Here is a 13,375-nt window from a genome sequence, read left to right as displayed (position 1 = left end):
CGGCGAGTTCTGACAACCCTCACCCCTCCAGAGTCAACGGAGGGTAAGGACCTGGTGGGGGAACTCCCTGGTGGCACAGCGTCGCTGCTGGTCAGGGCATGAAGACGACGGCGTCCCCGACGGAGCGCTCTCGCCCGCCCGCGGGAGTGTTGATCACGCGGCCGCGCACGGCCATGGCCGTGGATCCGCCGCCGTCGAGGTTGACCGCGTCGACGAGCCCCAGGGACTTCGCGACCCGCGCCGTCTCCTGCATGGTCGCGCCCACGCTCGCCGTGGAGCGTCCGTCGATCGTCACGAGCTTGATCGAGCCGCCGGCGGTGCGTCCGATGATCGTGCGTGGCTGACGCTGGAAGAACGACGTCTTGTAGGTGGGCGCGACGATGCGGCCGTCGCGGACGAGCCGGTACCGCCCGACGACCCCGAACGTCGTCTTCGACAGCGTCACCGGCTCACGGTCGGCGCCGAAGAGCTTCTCGCGGTACGCGGGGCAGCCCGAGCCGGCGACGCGCAGCAGTTCGGTGGCCGAGGCACCCGTGGCCTGAACCGTGGTCTGGGCGGGAGTGATGCGGGTCCCGCGCGTGCGCTTCGCGCTGACGACGCACCCCGACCGGTCGAAGACGACCTCCGCTCCCGGGCCGGTCGAGGTCTGCAACGAGTAGTGGGGGGTGTGGCGCACGACCTGTCCCTTGGCCGGGCATCGGGTGAAATCGGTGAGCTTCTCGCACCCGGGCGGCGCGACCAGAGGGGTGTTCACCGCGTCGAGGAAGAGTTCCCCGGCCTCGCTCGTCAGCGTCGCCTTCCACGTGTAGTCGTCCATGCGCAGGCGCTTGGTGCGGGAGTCCATGAGAACCCCCATGTGGCCTGCGACCCGCTGCGGCTGGCTGATGATCGTGCCGGCGTTGACCGCGAGGCCGACCATGTCACCCGGCGCACTGCGGCGTCCCTGCGAGAAGAAGCTGCCGTTGACCGCGACGTACGACCGGCTCCAGCGCGCGAGCGTCGAGACGCCCTCGGTGCGAGCGATGTCGGTGCCGATGGCCGTGCGCAACTGGCCCTTGGCGTTCTTGTCGATCGTCGCCACGCGGACCCGCCACGGGCCGAGTGGCGTCGTGCCGCGGGTGGCGTTCGTCGCGGCCTTCTGCCCGCGCACGATCGTCGTGACCGAGACGCCGGTGGTCACGCGCTGCACCGACCGGGTCTCACGCAGGCCGGCCCGCCCGATGTCGAGGCCGGCGTCGGCCGGTCTGGCGGAGGCGCGGGGAGCCGGGGGGACGACGCCCATGAGCGGGGCCCCGACGGCGAGGGCCGCGATCAGCGGGATGCACCTACGACCTCGCAGAGACACGCGGGCACGGGTGACGGACGAGATCATGGGTACTTCCCCCTGGGCGGTGACGTCGACGCCCCGCCGATCAACCCCGTCGGCCGGGCCTCCCACACCGTACGCGTCGGAACGCCGACCGTCAGGGCCTTGCAGGCTCAACGTTCGGTTAATCCTCGGTCAACTCGGCAGCTCGGCGCGGGTGGGCGGGTTGGCGCCGGCCCGCGAGACGGTGACGGCTGCGCAGACGTTCGCCCTGGTCACAGCGGGCATGATCGCGTCGAGGTCGGCGGCGGCGAGCGCAGCGCGGGCGTCGGCGCTGCCGAGCAGACCGGCGTCGAGGAGTCCGGAGATCAGTCCCGCCATGAAGGAGTCCCCGGCGCCCACCGTGTCCATGACGATGACGTTCTCGACGGGCGGCACGTCGGCCCACTCCCCCGTGCCGGCTACGTAGACACGGCAACCGGCGTCACCCCGCGTGATGACGACGAGCGAGGCGCCCAGTTCGGCGAACCGGCGCATCGCGTCGTCCACCTCGATCGTGCCGGTCGCGTCGGTGGTGGCGCCGTAGAACCAGGCGATGTCCTCGTCGCTCGCCTTGACGACGTCGGCGTTCGCGGCCACCGCCTCGACCCGTTCGAGGGCCGTCGCCGGATCGCCCATGAGCGTCGGTCGCGCGTTGGGGTCGTAGGAGACGGTGCCCGTCTCGTGACCGCGTCGCGCGACCTCGAGGACGGCGTCGGCACCGGGGGCGAGCGTCGCGGCGATCGAACCGGTGTGCACGTGCCCGGTGGGCTCTCCGTCGAGGGCGTTCGCGACGTCCCACGTGAGGTCGAACTCGTAGGTGGCGGCGCCTCGTTCGTCCAGCGTTGCGGTGGCCGTGGACGTCGAGGGTGCGGACGCGGTGCCGCGGGTGAGGGTGATGTTCGGCTCGCGTTCGAGGTGCGCACGAATCGTGTGCCCACGCAGGTCGTCGCCGAACCGCGCCGCGTAGTGGACATGGTGGCCGAGGCGCGCCAGGCCGATCGCGACGTTGAGTGGGCTGCCGCCGGGGTGCTCCTCCACGGTGCCGTCGGTGCGGTGGACGATGTCGACGAGGGCTTCACCGACGACGAGTGTGCGGTCGTTCATCCGTGCTCCTTGGACGATCGGCGGTGGAGGTCCGGTTCGTGGCAGCCTACGGCCCCGGCCGGGTCGCCGGGCTCGTTGGAGGAGTCGGCGCTCCGGCGCAGGTGGGGGCACGGGTCGGTCGAGGCGTCGAGTGGGCCCTTCGACTGTTCGACTTGCCCGCCGGCTTGCCATGGCTCGTCGGGACTCTCGACGTCCCCACCCGACCCCCATATCGGAGGACTCCTGCGGGAATCGAGGGGTCGGGCTGTCGACATGGGGTGCGTTCGAGCGCACGAGGAGTGGCGTGCTGAGCCCGTGACGAGACCTGCGCCGGTCGTACACGCGTGAAATCCAGCCGGATGCTGTCTGCGCGGGACACGACGGGCGGTTCCGTGAGCCCGTGAGCCGCCGAGGCGACGCCGAAGAGGGCAGGCTGGAGCCGTGAGCGACGACCCCCTTCTCGTCCACGAGGACGACCCGTACAACGCCGAGACCCGCACCTCCGCGCTGGTGGGCCGGGAGATCACGCCGAACGAGGCGTTCTACGTGCGCAACCACGGGCCGATGCCGCGTCTCTCGAGCGAGGCGCGGATCCGCGTGGACGGTCTCGTCGAGCGTGTGACGGAGTTCGCGGCGGGTGAACTCGCCGACAGGTTCGAGAGTCACGAGGTCACCGCGACGCTGCAGTGCGCGGGGAATCGGCGCACGGGGTTCCTCGACGTACGTGACATTCCGGGCGAGACGCCGTGGGGGCCGGGAGCGACCGGGACGGCGCGATGGCGTGGGGTGCGACTTCGGGACGTCCTGGCGGCGGTCGGCGTGCGGGAGGGCGCGACCCACGTGGGGTTCACGGGCGCCGACCTCAGTGATGCCGCCGACCCACCGAGTGAGTTCGGGGCGTCGATTCCGCTCGCGAAGGCGATGAGCGACGAGGTCCTGCTCGCGGTCGAGATGAACGGCGAGGCGCTGCCGCTCGAGCATGGTGCTCCGGTGCGCGTCGTCGTTCCCGGTTGGATCGGGGCGCGCAGCGTCAAGTGGCTCACCCGCGTCGAGGTGCGTGACGCGCCCTCGGACAACTTCTTCCAAGCGGTCTCGTACCGACTGCTGCCGGCAGAGACCGACCCGGCCGACGCAGGCCCGGGCGACGGGATCTCCCTCGGACCGGTCGCGCTCAACTGCGACATTCTCGATCCGGCGACTGGCACCGAGGTCCACGCCGGCGGGGTGACCGTACGGGGATACGCCTACGCCGGCGGTGAGCGGATCGTCACCCGGGTCGACGTGTCGATCGACGGCGGCGAGTCCTGGTGTCAGGCTGAGCTGCTCGGCGAGGCCGACCCGTGGACGTGGCGCCTGTGGACCTGCGACGTGACGCTGGAGCCGGGCACGACGACGATCCTCGCCCGCGCCTGGGACGACACCGCCGCCGCTCAACCCGAACACGCGGCCTCGCTGTGGAACCCCAAGGGCTACGCCAACAACTCGTGGGCTCGGGTACCGGTGCGCGTGCGTCCGGCCTGATCCGGCGGCACCGTCACCCAGACGCGCATGCGGGAGGGGGTTCGCGGCCATGAGAGGATGTCAGCCGCGCACCACGCGCACGCCCTCGTAGCTCAGGGGATAGAGCACCGCTCTCCTAAAGCGGGTGTCGCAGGTTCGAATCCTGCCGGGGGCACTCTCTGACCAGCACGTTTATTCCGGACAAACCCCTGGGGGTAGAGGCCAGGCCGAGTCTAGGCCGAACGTTGTCGAGCAACGGGCTGGCGGGAGGGGGTCAGGATGAGGCCGGGAGCATGGATCCGCAACGCGCCAGCCGACGAGGTCGATGCGGCGTTCGTCGACGGCCTGTCGGCGCGAGGTCACGGTGTGCCGGTCGAGGCGGGCCCGTGGCCGGCATCCTCGCTGTCCTGAGGGTGGCACTGTGATGGGATGCCGACGGCAATGATGGGGCGCCTGCACACGGCGAAGGTGGCGCGGTCGGCTGTGGTGGTGCTGCCTCGGCAGTCGGCGGCGCGAGTGCGGCTACGGCGGTCGTTCGCCGTGCGGTGGCGCGGCTGACATGGGTGTGTCGGCGGGTGGCTCACTTGCGCGGACGGACTGACTCGAGGATCGGCCTGCCTTCGAGGGGGTTGTCTCGGTCCCATAGCACGACCGCGCTGGCGGGGAGGGGTGTGGCTCCGTCCTGGTCGAGACGACGCGGCAAGTTCTCCTCGACGCGCTCCCAACGCTCCCCCGAACGCTCCTGCCACCTCGCCACCGTGACCACCTTGCCGAACGCGTCCCGCCAATTCGGTTGTGTCGCCGGCCGATCCCCGGCAAAGACGGCATTCAGCGGCCCCGTGGAGCCGTCAGACATGTCGGTGCTTACTGTCTGCATCGGTTCGAGCAGACGTTCGCGGACGCGGGGCTGCGGGAACTCGCCGAAGGCCAACGCATAGGGTTCGTCCCATGTGGGCGGTTCGAGGCACCACACGGCCTGGACGGTGACGTCGAGCACGGCGTGCTCTCCGAGGTTCTGTACCTCGACCATGATGTGTCCGACCTCGTCACCTTCACCGCCGTACGAAGTTGTGCGCACGACAACAACGGCGGCGCGGTGAGCCTGGGCGATCTTGTCGCGCTCCTGCTGGGCGACCTCGGCACGGTCTCGGCGTTGTGAGTCGCTGACGGCAATCCAGAGGGCCACCATTGCGGCGGCCACCGTGCCGGCTGCACTGACCGCGCCGAGCACCTCTGCTGGTTGTCGCCACCCTGCGAGGTGGGTGCCGAGGCCGGCGGCGGCCGATCCGGCGAGGGGGACGGCGACGATTCCGAGACGTCGCAGGTGCCACCACGGCGAACTCGCCTGCTGTGGCGCGTCTTTGGTCACCCGGTGACCATACATCCGCCCAGCTACGGGCGGCGGCGTCGGTGCTCGTCGAGGTCGGGGGTCATGGCGTCAACGGTCGCGGCTGGCGGCGGTGGTGTGGGTGCGGCGTAGACGGCGCCCTGTGGGCAGTGGATCGCGGCTGCCGCCGATTCAGCGTCGACGGAAGACGGGCCAACCGAAATGCTCGCCCACGGCCCATTTTTCGAGCTGCCACCCCTCACTCTCTATTGCCTCAATGGTGCGCGCCCATAGATCAGCGGCGTCCGTCCTCACCCCACCGACCAGACGACCAACGAACACGTTCCGACCCTCGGCCCGAGCGATTCGGGCGGCCTCGACGAGGTCAGTGAGCGGCCCGGCGGCCTCGGCTCCCTTGAACATTCCCATGCGGGCAACCTACCGACACCGGCGACACGGGTGAGGCCTGCGGGCCGCGTTCCACTCGCGGGTCGCCGGCCCCATGGCGCTCTCCCCGCGTCCGGGGTCGGATGGATGACCAACAGCTGGGCCGCCGGTCTGGTCGTCGAGGGCGGAGGGGGTGGGCGAGCTCGCCGCCCTCGACAGGATCGAGGGCGAGTCGAGCCGGGTGGCCTGCCCTCGGACGACGTATCGGTTGAGCTCGGCGCCCCTGCGGCGGAGGACATTTCCGGGTCCGCCCTAGCGGCCGGTGGCGTCCTCGAGGTGAACGGTGTCGAGACGCACGGTGACAAGGGCGTCGGGCATCTTGTCGGATTGCGATAACAGGCTGCAACACTCGCCGCGGGACGAGAGGGCGCGCCGGGCGTGGGCGACGAGGTCCTCGTTGCGTTCCGTCGCCTCGCCCGCGCTCGGGACCTGCTGGCCGCAGTCGCGGGGCTCGTCGCCACGTTCGGCGCCCTCGGGCTCCGCGCTCGCGAGCATCCGTCGACGGCGTGCGACGTCGTCGACGGCAGCTGTAGCGCATCGCCGTCGAGGACGGACCGCGCGCGTCGATGTCAGGCCAGCCGAGCCCTTCCTCTCGGAGATCAACGAGCCGTCTTGACGGCGCGAACCAGATCACCGACCGCAGCCCTGGCAGGTAGCCCCGTCGCTTCCGGATCGACGCGGTAGGCCATGTCGGCCTCCACGCGATAGAAGCCCGAGTACTGTCCGGTGATCACCCACTGCCCCGTCGCCCTCCCCCGCGTGAACTCGAACGGCGAGAGGAAGAGCACCGCCTTCTGTCCGGGCACGAGGGAGGTCTCGAGGCGGCCGTCACCGAACTCGCGCACGGTCACCCGCGAGACTCTCGGGCCCTTGACCTGGGACTCGACCACGACGTCCCGAACGGTGAACGGAACGCCGTGCACCATCTCGGTTCGAGACTCGCTCACGGGAGTACCGATCACGACGAGGTGGCTCTTCTCGGTCATCTCGGTCACCGAGCTCGGCACGAACACCCGACTCGGCCCCGCTCCGTCGGCCACGGCCTGACGAGCCGGCTCGGTCTGCCGCACAGGCTCGGCCTGCGCCGGCACGGCGGCATCCGCGGCCGGGCCGCCTCCGCCAGACCCGCCGAGGGAGCACACGAGGACGCTCGCCCCTACCACGGAGCAGAGCCCCCGAGCCCGCCTCTTCTTGCCGTCGAAGGGCCGGCCGCCAACCGGTATCCGCTTGACTCCGAACATCATTCCCGCCTTTCCGAGTCGTTGATGTTCGGCAGAGGGACGCGAACGCCTGCAGTGCAGATTCACGGTGAATCCGCCATGCCGAACGTGTCGTCGGCGGACGGAAGAGGCGGGGTCTGTCAATGTGATTCCGCTGCCGAACACGGGAGAGCGATCCCACCGAACACCACGGTGCGAGTTCTCGTGCCTCCAGGGTGATCGCGTCGCACCCGGCCGTCAAGGTCCGAAAGGTGTCCGCGGTATGCCAGCCGTGGCCGACGTGGCAGGTGAGAGCGCACACGACGCGATTCATTTCTCGCCGACCGAGCTCGTCGCACCGGCGAAAGGGTGCGGGTGAGTCAGCTCCGGGGAGAGCCGTCGTCGGGCGGCGGGGGAAGGGTGGGATCGTGATCCTCGATCACCTCGGTCTGTTTCTCGACGTCGGTCTCGAGGAAGCTGCTCTCGAGCAGGGTGCCGTCGATGTTGCGCCGCACCACGAACCAGCCGGCCACCATGATGAGGGCGACGACGCAGAACAGGCCGATCGTGGGAGGGCCGATCTCGTCGGCGAACCACATCATGATGATGATGCCGACGAGGAAGAAGATCGTGAGCGCGTTCGTGAACGGCGCCCAGAACAGGCGGTACCGCGGGCGGGTGTAGAGCCCCTGCTTCGCTCGACGCACGAAGATCCAGTGGCTCACCATGATGGAGATCCACGTGCCGGCGATACCGATACCGGCGAGGTTCATCACGATGTCGAACGCCTGCGTCGGATAGACGTAGTTGATGAGGACGCCGATGAGTCCGAGGGCGGAGGTGATGACGATTCCGCCGTAGGGCACGTGGTTCTTGTTCAGGCGTGCCGCGAACATCGGAGCAGACCCTGCCACCGCCAGCGACCGCAGCGTGCGACCGGTCGCGTACAGCCCGGCGTTGAGGCTGGACAGCGCGGCCGTGAGCACGACGAGGTTCATGATCGTGCCCGCGTTCGGCACGCCGATGGCGCTGAAGAACGTGACGAACGGCGACTCCGCCTTGGAGTAGGCCGTCCACGGCATCAACATCGTGAACAGCACGACCGAGCCCACGTAGAACAGGGCGATGCGCCACATCATCGAGTTGACCGCGCTCGGCATGATCTTCTCCGCGTCCTCCGCCTCACCGGCGGCGACACCGATCATCTCCGTGCCACCGAACGCGAACACGACGCCGAGAGCGAGCGTCACCATCGGGGCGAGGCCCTTGGGGAACATGCCGCCGTGCTCCGTGATCATCGAGACGCCGGGAGTGTTTCCCGCCACCTGCTGACCGGTCGCGATGAAGAAGACGGCGATGAGCATGAAGCCGACGATCGCCGCCACCTTGATCATCGCGAACCAGAACTCGAACTCACCGAAGAACTTGACGCTCAGCATGTTCATCGTGAACACGATGGCCAGAGCGATCAGCGCGATGATCCACTGCGGAATCGGCGAGAAGATCGACCAGAAGTGCATGTAGAGGGCGACAGCGGTGATATCGGCCATCACCGTCGTGCACCAGTCGAGGAAGAACAGCCAACCCGTGACGTAGGCCCCCTTCTCCCCCATGAACTCCCGCGCATACGACACGAACGCGCCGGACGAAGGACGGTGGATCGTCAACTCGCCGAGTGCTCGCACCATGAAGAACGCGAACAGCCCGCACAATGCGTAGACGATGGCCAACGACGGACCACCCGCAGCCAGCCGGCCACCCGCGCCGAGAAAGAGACCCGTGCCGATCGAGCCGCCGATGGCGATCATCCGGATATGGCGCGGTTTGAGTTGCTTCGCGTAACCCTGATCGGCCTTGTCGACGGAGACCCGCGATGACGCCTGGGGCATTTCAGAAGCCATGATCCACACCTCGACGCATGTCATGCAGGAGTGGCCGGCTGCTACTCCGAAGCGCGTATGAGCACAAGCGTGCGCCGATCGACGAGCGTGCGTGAAGGGATTCGACGACAGTCGATATGGCGTCCGTCACGTTCATCTCGGCGTCACGGAACACTCCGCCCGAAGCGGGCGATACGCGGTGCCGCCTGCGCGCCCTGGACAGAGCCCGATCCGAGCACGAACACCCTGACCCGGCGCCTCCCGCGCTTGCGCGCCGTCAGTCCTCGTCGCCACCCGGTTCGTCGCCGACCTTGACGACGCCCGGGATGTCGGCGAGGTGACCAGCGAGGCGAGACACGTTGGCGTTTCCGCGCAGCACCATCACCGCGGTGACGACCGCCTCGCCTCCCCGAGAGTCGTCCCTCTCAGGGCGGCGATCGGTGCGCAGTTCGGTGATCTGGTACCCGGATTCGGTGACCGTCGTCATGATCGTGCGCAGCAACCCCCGGCCGTCGAGATACTCGAGGGTGAGGGTGGGCGGCCCGCCGAGAACGCCGCGGGACAGGCTGCGCGCGAGCGGCGAGAGCACAAGCACCGACAGGAAGTAGGCCGCGGTCGTCGAGGCCGCCATGACGATAAGTCCGGCGCCCGCGGCGGCCGCGATGGCCGCCGTCATCCAGATGCTCGCGGCCGTCGTCAGACCCCGCACCGACTCGCGGCGCGTGAAGATGATGCCGGCGCCGATGAACCCGAGTCCCGAGACGATCTGCGCCGCCACACGAGAGGGGTCCACCTCCACTCGACCCGGCGACACGACGTCCATGAAGCCGAACTTGCTGACGATCATGAACAGCGCCGAGCCCAGACCGACGACCGTGTACGTGCGGATCCCCGCCGACTTCTGCCGCACCTGCCGCTCGATGCCGATGAGGGCCGACAACCCGAACGCGACCGCGAGCTCGTACACCTGCTGCCAGGTCTGACCCATCTCCTGGCCTAACGGCGACAGTGACAGCATGCGTGGGGCTCCTCGGTCGGGGCAGCTCGGCGCACGCCGGTCGGACCGGCGCCGCTGCCAGGGTGCCAGCCGGAGCCGCCCGTGTCATGCCGAGCGTCGCGCGGGCGCGAGGCGGCGATCGCGCCGAGAGGCCGGCGCTCGCCCAGGCCACTACCCTCGGGGCCATGGCGAACCCTTCTCTGACCCTGTCCCGGCAGATCGACGCGGAGCCCACGCGAGTGTGGGCGGTGCTCACCGACCTCGAGCACTCCGCCGAGACGCTCAGCGGGGTGTCGAAGGTCGAGGTGCTCACCGACGGGCCCTACCGCGTCGGCACCCGGTGGCGTGAGACGCGCACGATGATGGGCCGCGAGGAGACCCAGGAGATGACGGTCACCGAGGTCGAGGCCCTCGGCCTCACCCGCATCGAGGCCGACGCCGGCTCCGCCCACTACGTCACGACGTTCAAGCTCGAAGCCACCCACCCCGGCACACGCCTCACGATGCACTTCGAAGGACTCCCCGAGGAGCACTCCGGCCTGCTCGGCAAGGTCGCGATGAAGGTCATGGCGCCCGTCGGGCTGCGGGTGACGAAGAAGATCATGCAGGCCGACCTCGACGACATCGCCGAGGCCGCCGAATCCGGCCGCTGAACGTTCCGGGAACCCCCGGTATCCGCACGCGGCACCTCATCGCCGCAGGCGAAACCCCTCACCTGCCCGCGTGACTCCGCGCGTGTGCGGGGGTAACCGCGGCACGTGGGGAGCGAAGCCGGCCGACATGGACCCGGGGCGGCGGAGGCACGACCGCCACGCCGCAGTGACGCCCGCCGAAGGACGCACGAGGTCGAGCACGAAAGGGCACCTATGAGCGAGAGACGAACCCCCCGGGCACTGCCCCTGGTCATGTGGGGCGTACTCGGCATCGCCGTCCTGCTGCGGGCGCCGGTCACGTCGATGGCTCCGGCCCTGCCGCGCATCCAGGCCGACCTCGACCTGTCCGCCGCGGAGGCGGGGGCCACGACGTCGCTGCCTCTGCTCTGCTTCGGCATCTTCGCGTTCGCCACCCCGTTCCTCGTCGCCCGGTGGGGGTTGGAACGGACGACGCTCGCCGTGCTCATCCCCCTGACGCTGGGGCTCGTCGTGCGCAGCGCGGGCTCGGCTCCCGCGTTCTTCGCCGGCGTGCTGCTCATCGGTGTCGGCATCGCGATCGGCAACGTGCTCGTCCCCGCGATCATCCGCGCCCGGTTCCCGCTCGTGACGACCTTGTACATGGGCTTGTACACCGGTGCCCTGCAACTGAGTTCGGCGGTCGGCACCGCCCTGACCGCGCCGCTGGAGGTGGGTCTCGGTCTGGGTTGGGCGCCGGCCCTGGCCGTCTGGACGGTCCCCGCGGCCGCTGCTCTCGCCTTCTGGGTCTTCCTCTGCCTCGGCCCGGATGCGAGCCGGCACGCGCTCGGCACCGCGCCCGCCGGCATGAGCACCGTGGTGCGGCGCCCGCGCACATGGGCGATCACCGTCTTCATGGGCGTGCAGTCGGCGGTGTTCTACTCGCTGATGACATGGCTGCCCGCCCAGCTCGTCTCGGTGGGACTCACGCCCGCAGGGGCGGGACTCGCGGTCGGCGCGTTCTCCCTCGTCGGCCTGCCCACCGCCCTCCTCGCACCGCGGGTCGCGACCTCCCGGCACGCGGCGCTCGTCGTCACGACGGCCGTACTCCTCATGATCGTCGGCCTCGGGTCGCTTTCGCTCGGCCCGACCGCCGCCGTCATCGGAACACTCCTCACGGGCTTCGCCCAGGGCGGCATGTTCAGCATCGCGCTCACCTACATCGCCGACCAGTCCGACCCCGCAGACGTTCCCGCGATCTCGGCGATGGCCCAGGGAGTCGGCTACATCGTGGCCGGCCTGGGCCCCATCGCCGTCGGCGCCCTGGCCGAGGAGACCGGCGGCTGGGCGATGTCCAACCTGGTCCTCTCGGTCGTCCTCGTGTTCCTCGCCGTGCTTGGTTCGGGGGTCGGCCGCAGTCTCCACGCCTCCCATCGGGTGCGCCGGGTCTGATCGCGTCGCGGGAGGCCGCGTCAGTCCCGCACTCGCCTCTCGTAGCGCTCACGGATGCCCGCCAGTGCACGACGCACGGCGGCTTCGAGTGCGTCGGCGGGCCAGTGCTCCGGGTACGTCACGGCCTGCACCGAGAGCCCGTCGATGCACACCTGCAATTCGGCGGCCTCCAGCTCGAGCGCGTCGTCGGTGAAGTGCTGATCGATCTCCCGGGGCAGCCGCAGGGAGAGCGTGTCGGCGATGGCGAGGCGACACAGGTACCGCTCGCCCTCCCAGCCGTTGCGACGCGCCTCGTCGTAGCCGCCGGAGACACGCGCCCGGGTCATGAACGACATCCACACGAGCACCTCGCCGTGCCGTTCCTCATCGAGCGGAAGCAGCTCGCACAGCGTGCGCACCGCCCGCTCGAAGCCCTCCGCCTGACCGTCCGAGACGCCCGCGTAGTAGCCCCGCACCCGGTCGAAGATCCGCTGCCCCATCCGGTCGATCGCGAACTCCAGCAGGCCGTCCTGGGTCGAGAAGTAGTACCGCAACGCCCCCATCGACCAGCCGGCCTCGGCGGCGACGGCCCGCACGGAGGCGCCCTCGACCCCCACGCGGAGGACGACGCGCCACACCGCCTCGGCGAGCTCGGCACGGCGCTGGTCGTGGTCGACGATCTTGGGCACATATCTTTCTAGCACAACTGCACTTTTTCTGTTTTGATACACCTGTGCTTCTTCAACGACACGTCCACACCCGGCTCCTCGCCAGACCCGCGACTCGACGCCAGGGGAACCTGCGATGACACCGACGACCCTCGCCGCCCTCGGCGGCCTCGCCCTCGTCGACAGCACGAGCTTCGGCACGCTCGGCATTCCGCTGTGGCTCATGCTCCGACCCCGCGTGCGAGTGCGAACGCTCCTGCTCTTCCTCGCGACGATCTGCACGTTCTACTGGGCCCTTGGTCTCGCGCTCACCGGCGGCGCGACCGTGATCAGCGATCTCGGCGCCGGACTGACGAGCATCCCCCACCTCCCCCAGGCCCAACTCGCGCTCGGCGTCGGCCTCTTCGCGCTGAGCTTCACCCTCGACGAGAAGCACACCGCACAGCGCCGCGCCCGTCGCGAGGCCGCGAGAGCCGACGGATCGCCTCTGCCTCCGAGCCGCAGAGATCGCTGGAAGGCCAGGCTCGCCGAGGGGGACATCCCGGCCGGCGCGGTCGTCACCGTCGCCCTCGGCGCCGGACTCGTCGAGGCCGCCTCGATGCTGCCCTACCTCGGCGCGGTCGGCCTCATCACCCAGGCCGACCCCGGAGCACCGGCCACCGCGGGCATCCTCGCGGGATACGTGCTGGTCATGGCCCTTCCCGCCGTGTCGCTCCTCGGCCTGCGACTCGTGGCTCGCAGGAGCGTCGAGCCGCTGCTCGGGCGGATCAACGCGTGGTTCGAACGCAACTCAGCCGAGATGTTGAGCTGGGTCGTCGGCAGCGTCGGACTTCTGCTCGCCCTGGATGCGGTCGGGTGGCTGCAGCGCGGCGGGGTCGGGTGAGCGG

General features: G+C 69.7%; 12 protein-coding genes and 1 tRNA gene. 5 read left to right on the top strand and 8 right to left on the bottom strand.

What is annotated here, in order from left to right:
- Positions 1–91 precede the first annotated feature (91 nt).
- Both BN1197_RS11645 and BN1197_RS11640 read right to left on the bottom strand, forming a co-directional pair.
- Positions 92–1,372 carry a phosphodiester glycosidase family protein gene (locus tag BN1197_RS11645; RefSeq protein ID WP_052466583.1) on the bottom strand — a complete coding sequence of 427 codons (1,281 nt, stop codon included), beginning with the start codon at positions 1,370–1,372 and terminating at the stop codon, positions 92–94.
- 129 nt (positions 1,373–1,501) lie between these two features.
- On the bottom strand, positions 1,502–2,452 hold the full coding sequence (locus BN1197_RS11640; RefSeq protein WP_040159599.1) for a carbohydrate kinase family protein: 951 nt from the start codon (positions 2,450–2,452) through the stop codon (positions 1,502–1,504).
- Positions 2,453–2,872: 420 nt separating this feature from the next.
- Between BN1197_RS11640 and BN1197_RS11635 the strand changes: the two genes are divergently transcribed.
- Together BN1197_RS11635 and BN1197_RS11630 are read left to right on the top strand one after the other, a co-directional pair.
- On the top strand, positions 2,873–3,952 hold the full coding sequence (locus BN1197_RS11635) for a sulfite oxidase (protein WP_040159597.1): 1,080 nt from the start codon (positions 2,873–2,875) through the stop codon (positions 3,950–3,952).
- Between the two features lie 81 nt (positions 3,953–4,033).
- Positions 4,034–4,106: transfer RNA gene (locus BN1197_RS11630), tRNA-Arg, on the top strand.
- Positions 4,107–4,511: 405 nt separating this feature from the next.
- On the opposite strand, the gene BN1197_RS11625 is transcribed toward BN1197_RS11630, so the two are convergent.
- The 5 genes from BN1197_RS11625 to BN1197_RS11605 all read right to left on the bottom strand — a co-directional run bounded on the left by BN1197_RS11625 (position 4,512) and on the right by BN1197_RS11605 (position 9,802).
- Positions 4,512–5,162: a hypothetical protein gene (locus tag BN1197_RS11625; RefSeq protein WP_141397276.1), complete on the bottom strand. Its 651-nt coding sequence runs from the start codon at positions 5,160–5,162 to the stop codon at positions 4,512–4,514.
- 795 nt (positions 5,163–5,957) lie between these two features.
- Complete coding sequence (locus BN1197_RS11620; RefSeq protein WP_040159593.1) at positions 5,958–6,200, bottom strand: hypothetical protein; 243 nt, start codon at positions 6,198–6,200, stop codon at positions 5,958–5,960.
- Positions 6,201–6,304: 104 nt separating this feature from the next.
- Positions 6,305–6,796: a hypothetical protein gene (locus BN1197_RS11615; protein ID WP_040159591.1), complete on the bottom strand. Its 492-nt coding sequence runs from the start codon at positions 6,794–6,796 to the stop codon at positions 6,305–6,307.
- Positions 6,797–7,284: 488 nt separating this feature from the next.
- Positions 7,285–8,805, bottom strand: coding sequence for an amino acid permease (locus BN1197_RS11610; protein ID WP_217991193.1), 1,521 nt, complete (start codon positions 8,803–8,805; stop codon positions 7,285–7,287).
- A 256-nt stretch (positions 8,806–9,061) separates the two neighbouring features.
- Positions 9,062–9,802, bottom strand: a complete 741-nt coding sequence (locus tag BN1197_RS11605; protein WP_040159589.1) for an MgtC/SapB family protein — start codon at positions 9,800–9,802, stop codon at positions 9,062–9,064.
- Positions 9,803–9,966: 164 nt separating this feature from the next.
- Here BN1197_RS11605 and BN1197_RS11600 point away from each other — a divergent pair, with 164 nt between their 5' ends.
- Together BN1197_RS11600 and BN1197_RS11595 are read left to right on the top strand one after the other, a co-directional pair.
- Complete coding sequence (locus tag BN1197_RS11600; RefSeq protein WP_040159892.1) at positions 9,967–10,434, top strand: SRPBCC family protein; 468 nt, start codon at positions 9,967–9,969, stop codon at positions 10,432–10,434.
- A 213-nt stretch (positions 10,435–10,647) separates the two neighbouring features.
- On the top strand, positions 10,648–11,841 hold the full coding sequence (locus BN1197_RS11595) for an MFS transporter (RefSeq protein ID WP_040159587.1): 1,194 nt from the start codon (positions 10,648–10,650) through the stop codon (positions 11,839–11,841).
- Between the two features lie 20 nt (positions 11,842–11,861).
- Here BN1197_RS11595 and BN1197_RS17110 read toward each other — a convergent pair whose 3' ends face one another.
- Entirely contained in the window at positions 11,862–12,509 is a 648-nt protein-coding gene (locus BN1197_RS17110) for a TetR/AcrR family transcriptional regulator (protein WP_040159585.1), read from the bottom strand.
- Positions 12,510–12,624: 115 nt separating this feature from the next.
- Between BN1197_RS17110 and BN1197_RS11580 the strand changes: the two genes are divergently transcribed.
- Positions 12,625–13,371, top strand: a complete 747-nt coding sequence (locus BN1197_RS11580) for a GAP family protein (RefSeq protein ID WP_040159583.1) — start codon at positions 12,625–12,627, stop codon at positions 13,369–13,371.
- Positions 13,372–13,375 lie beyond the last annotated feature (4 nt).

Source organism: Mobilicoccus massiliensis, assembly GCF_000826525.2.
Taxonomy (GTDB): Bacteria; Actinomycetota; Actinomycetes; order Actinomycetales; family Dermatophilaceae; genus Mobilicoccus; species Mobilicoccus massiliensis.
Note: the sequence above shows the minus strand (reverse complement) of the source record. Positions and strands in the feature narration are given on the sequence as shown.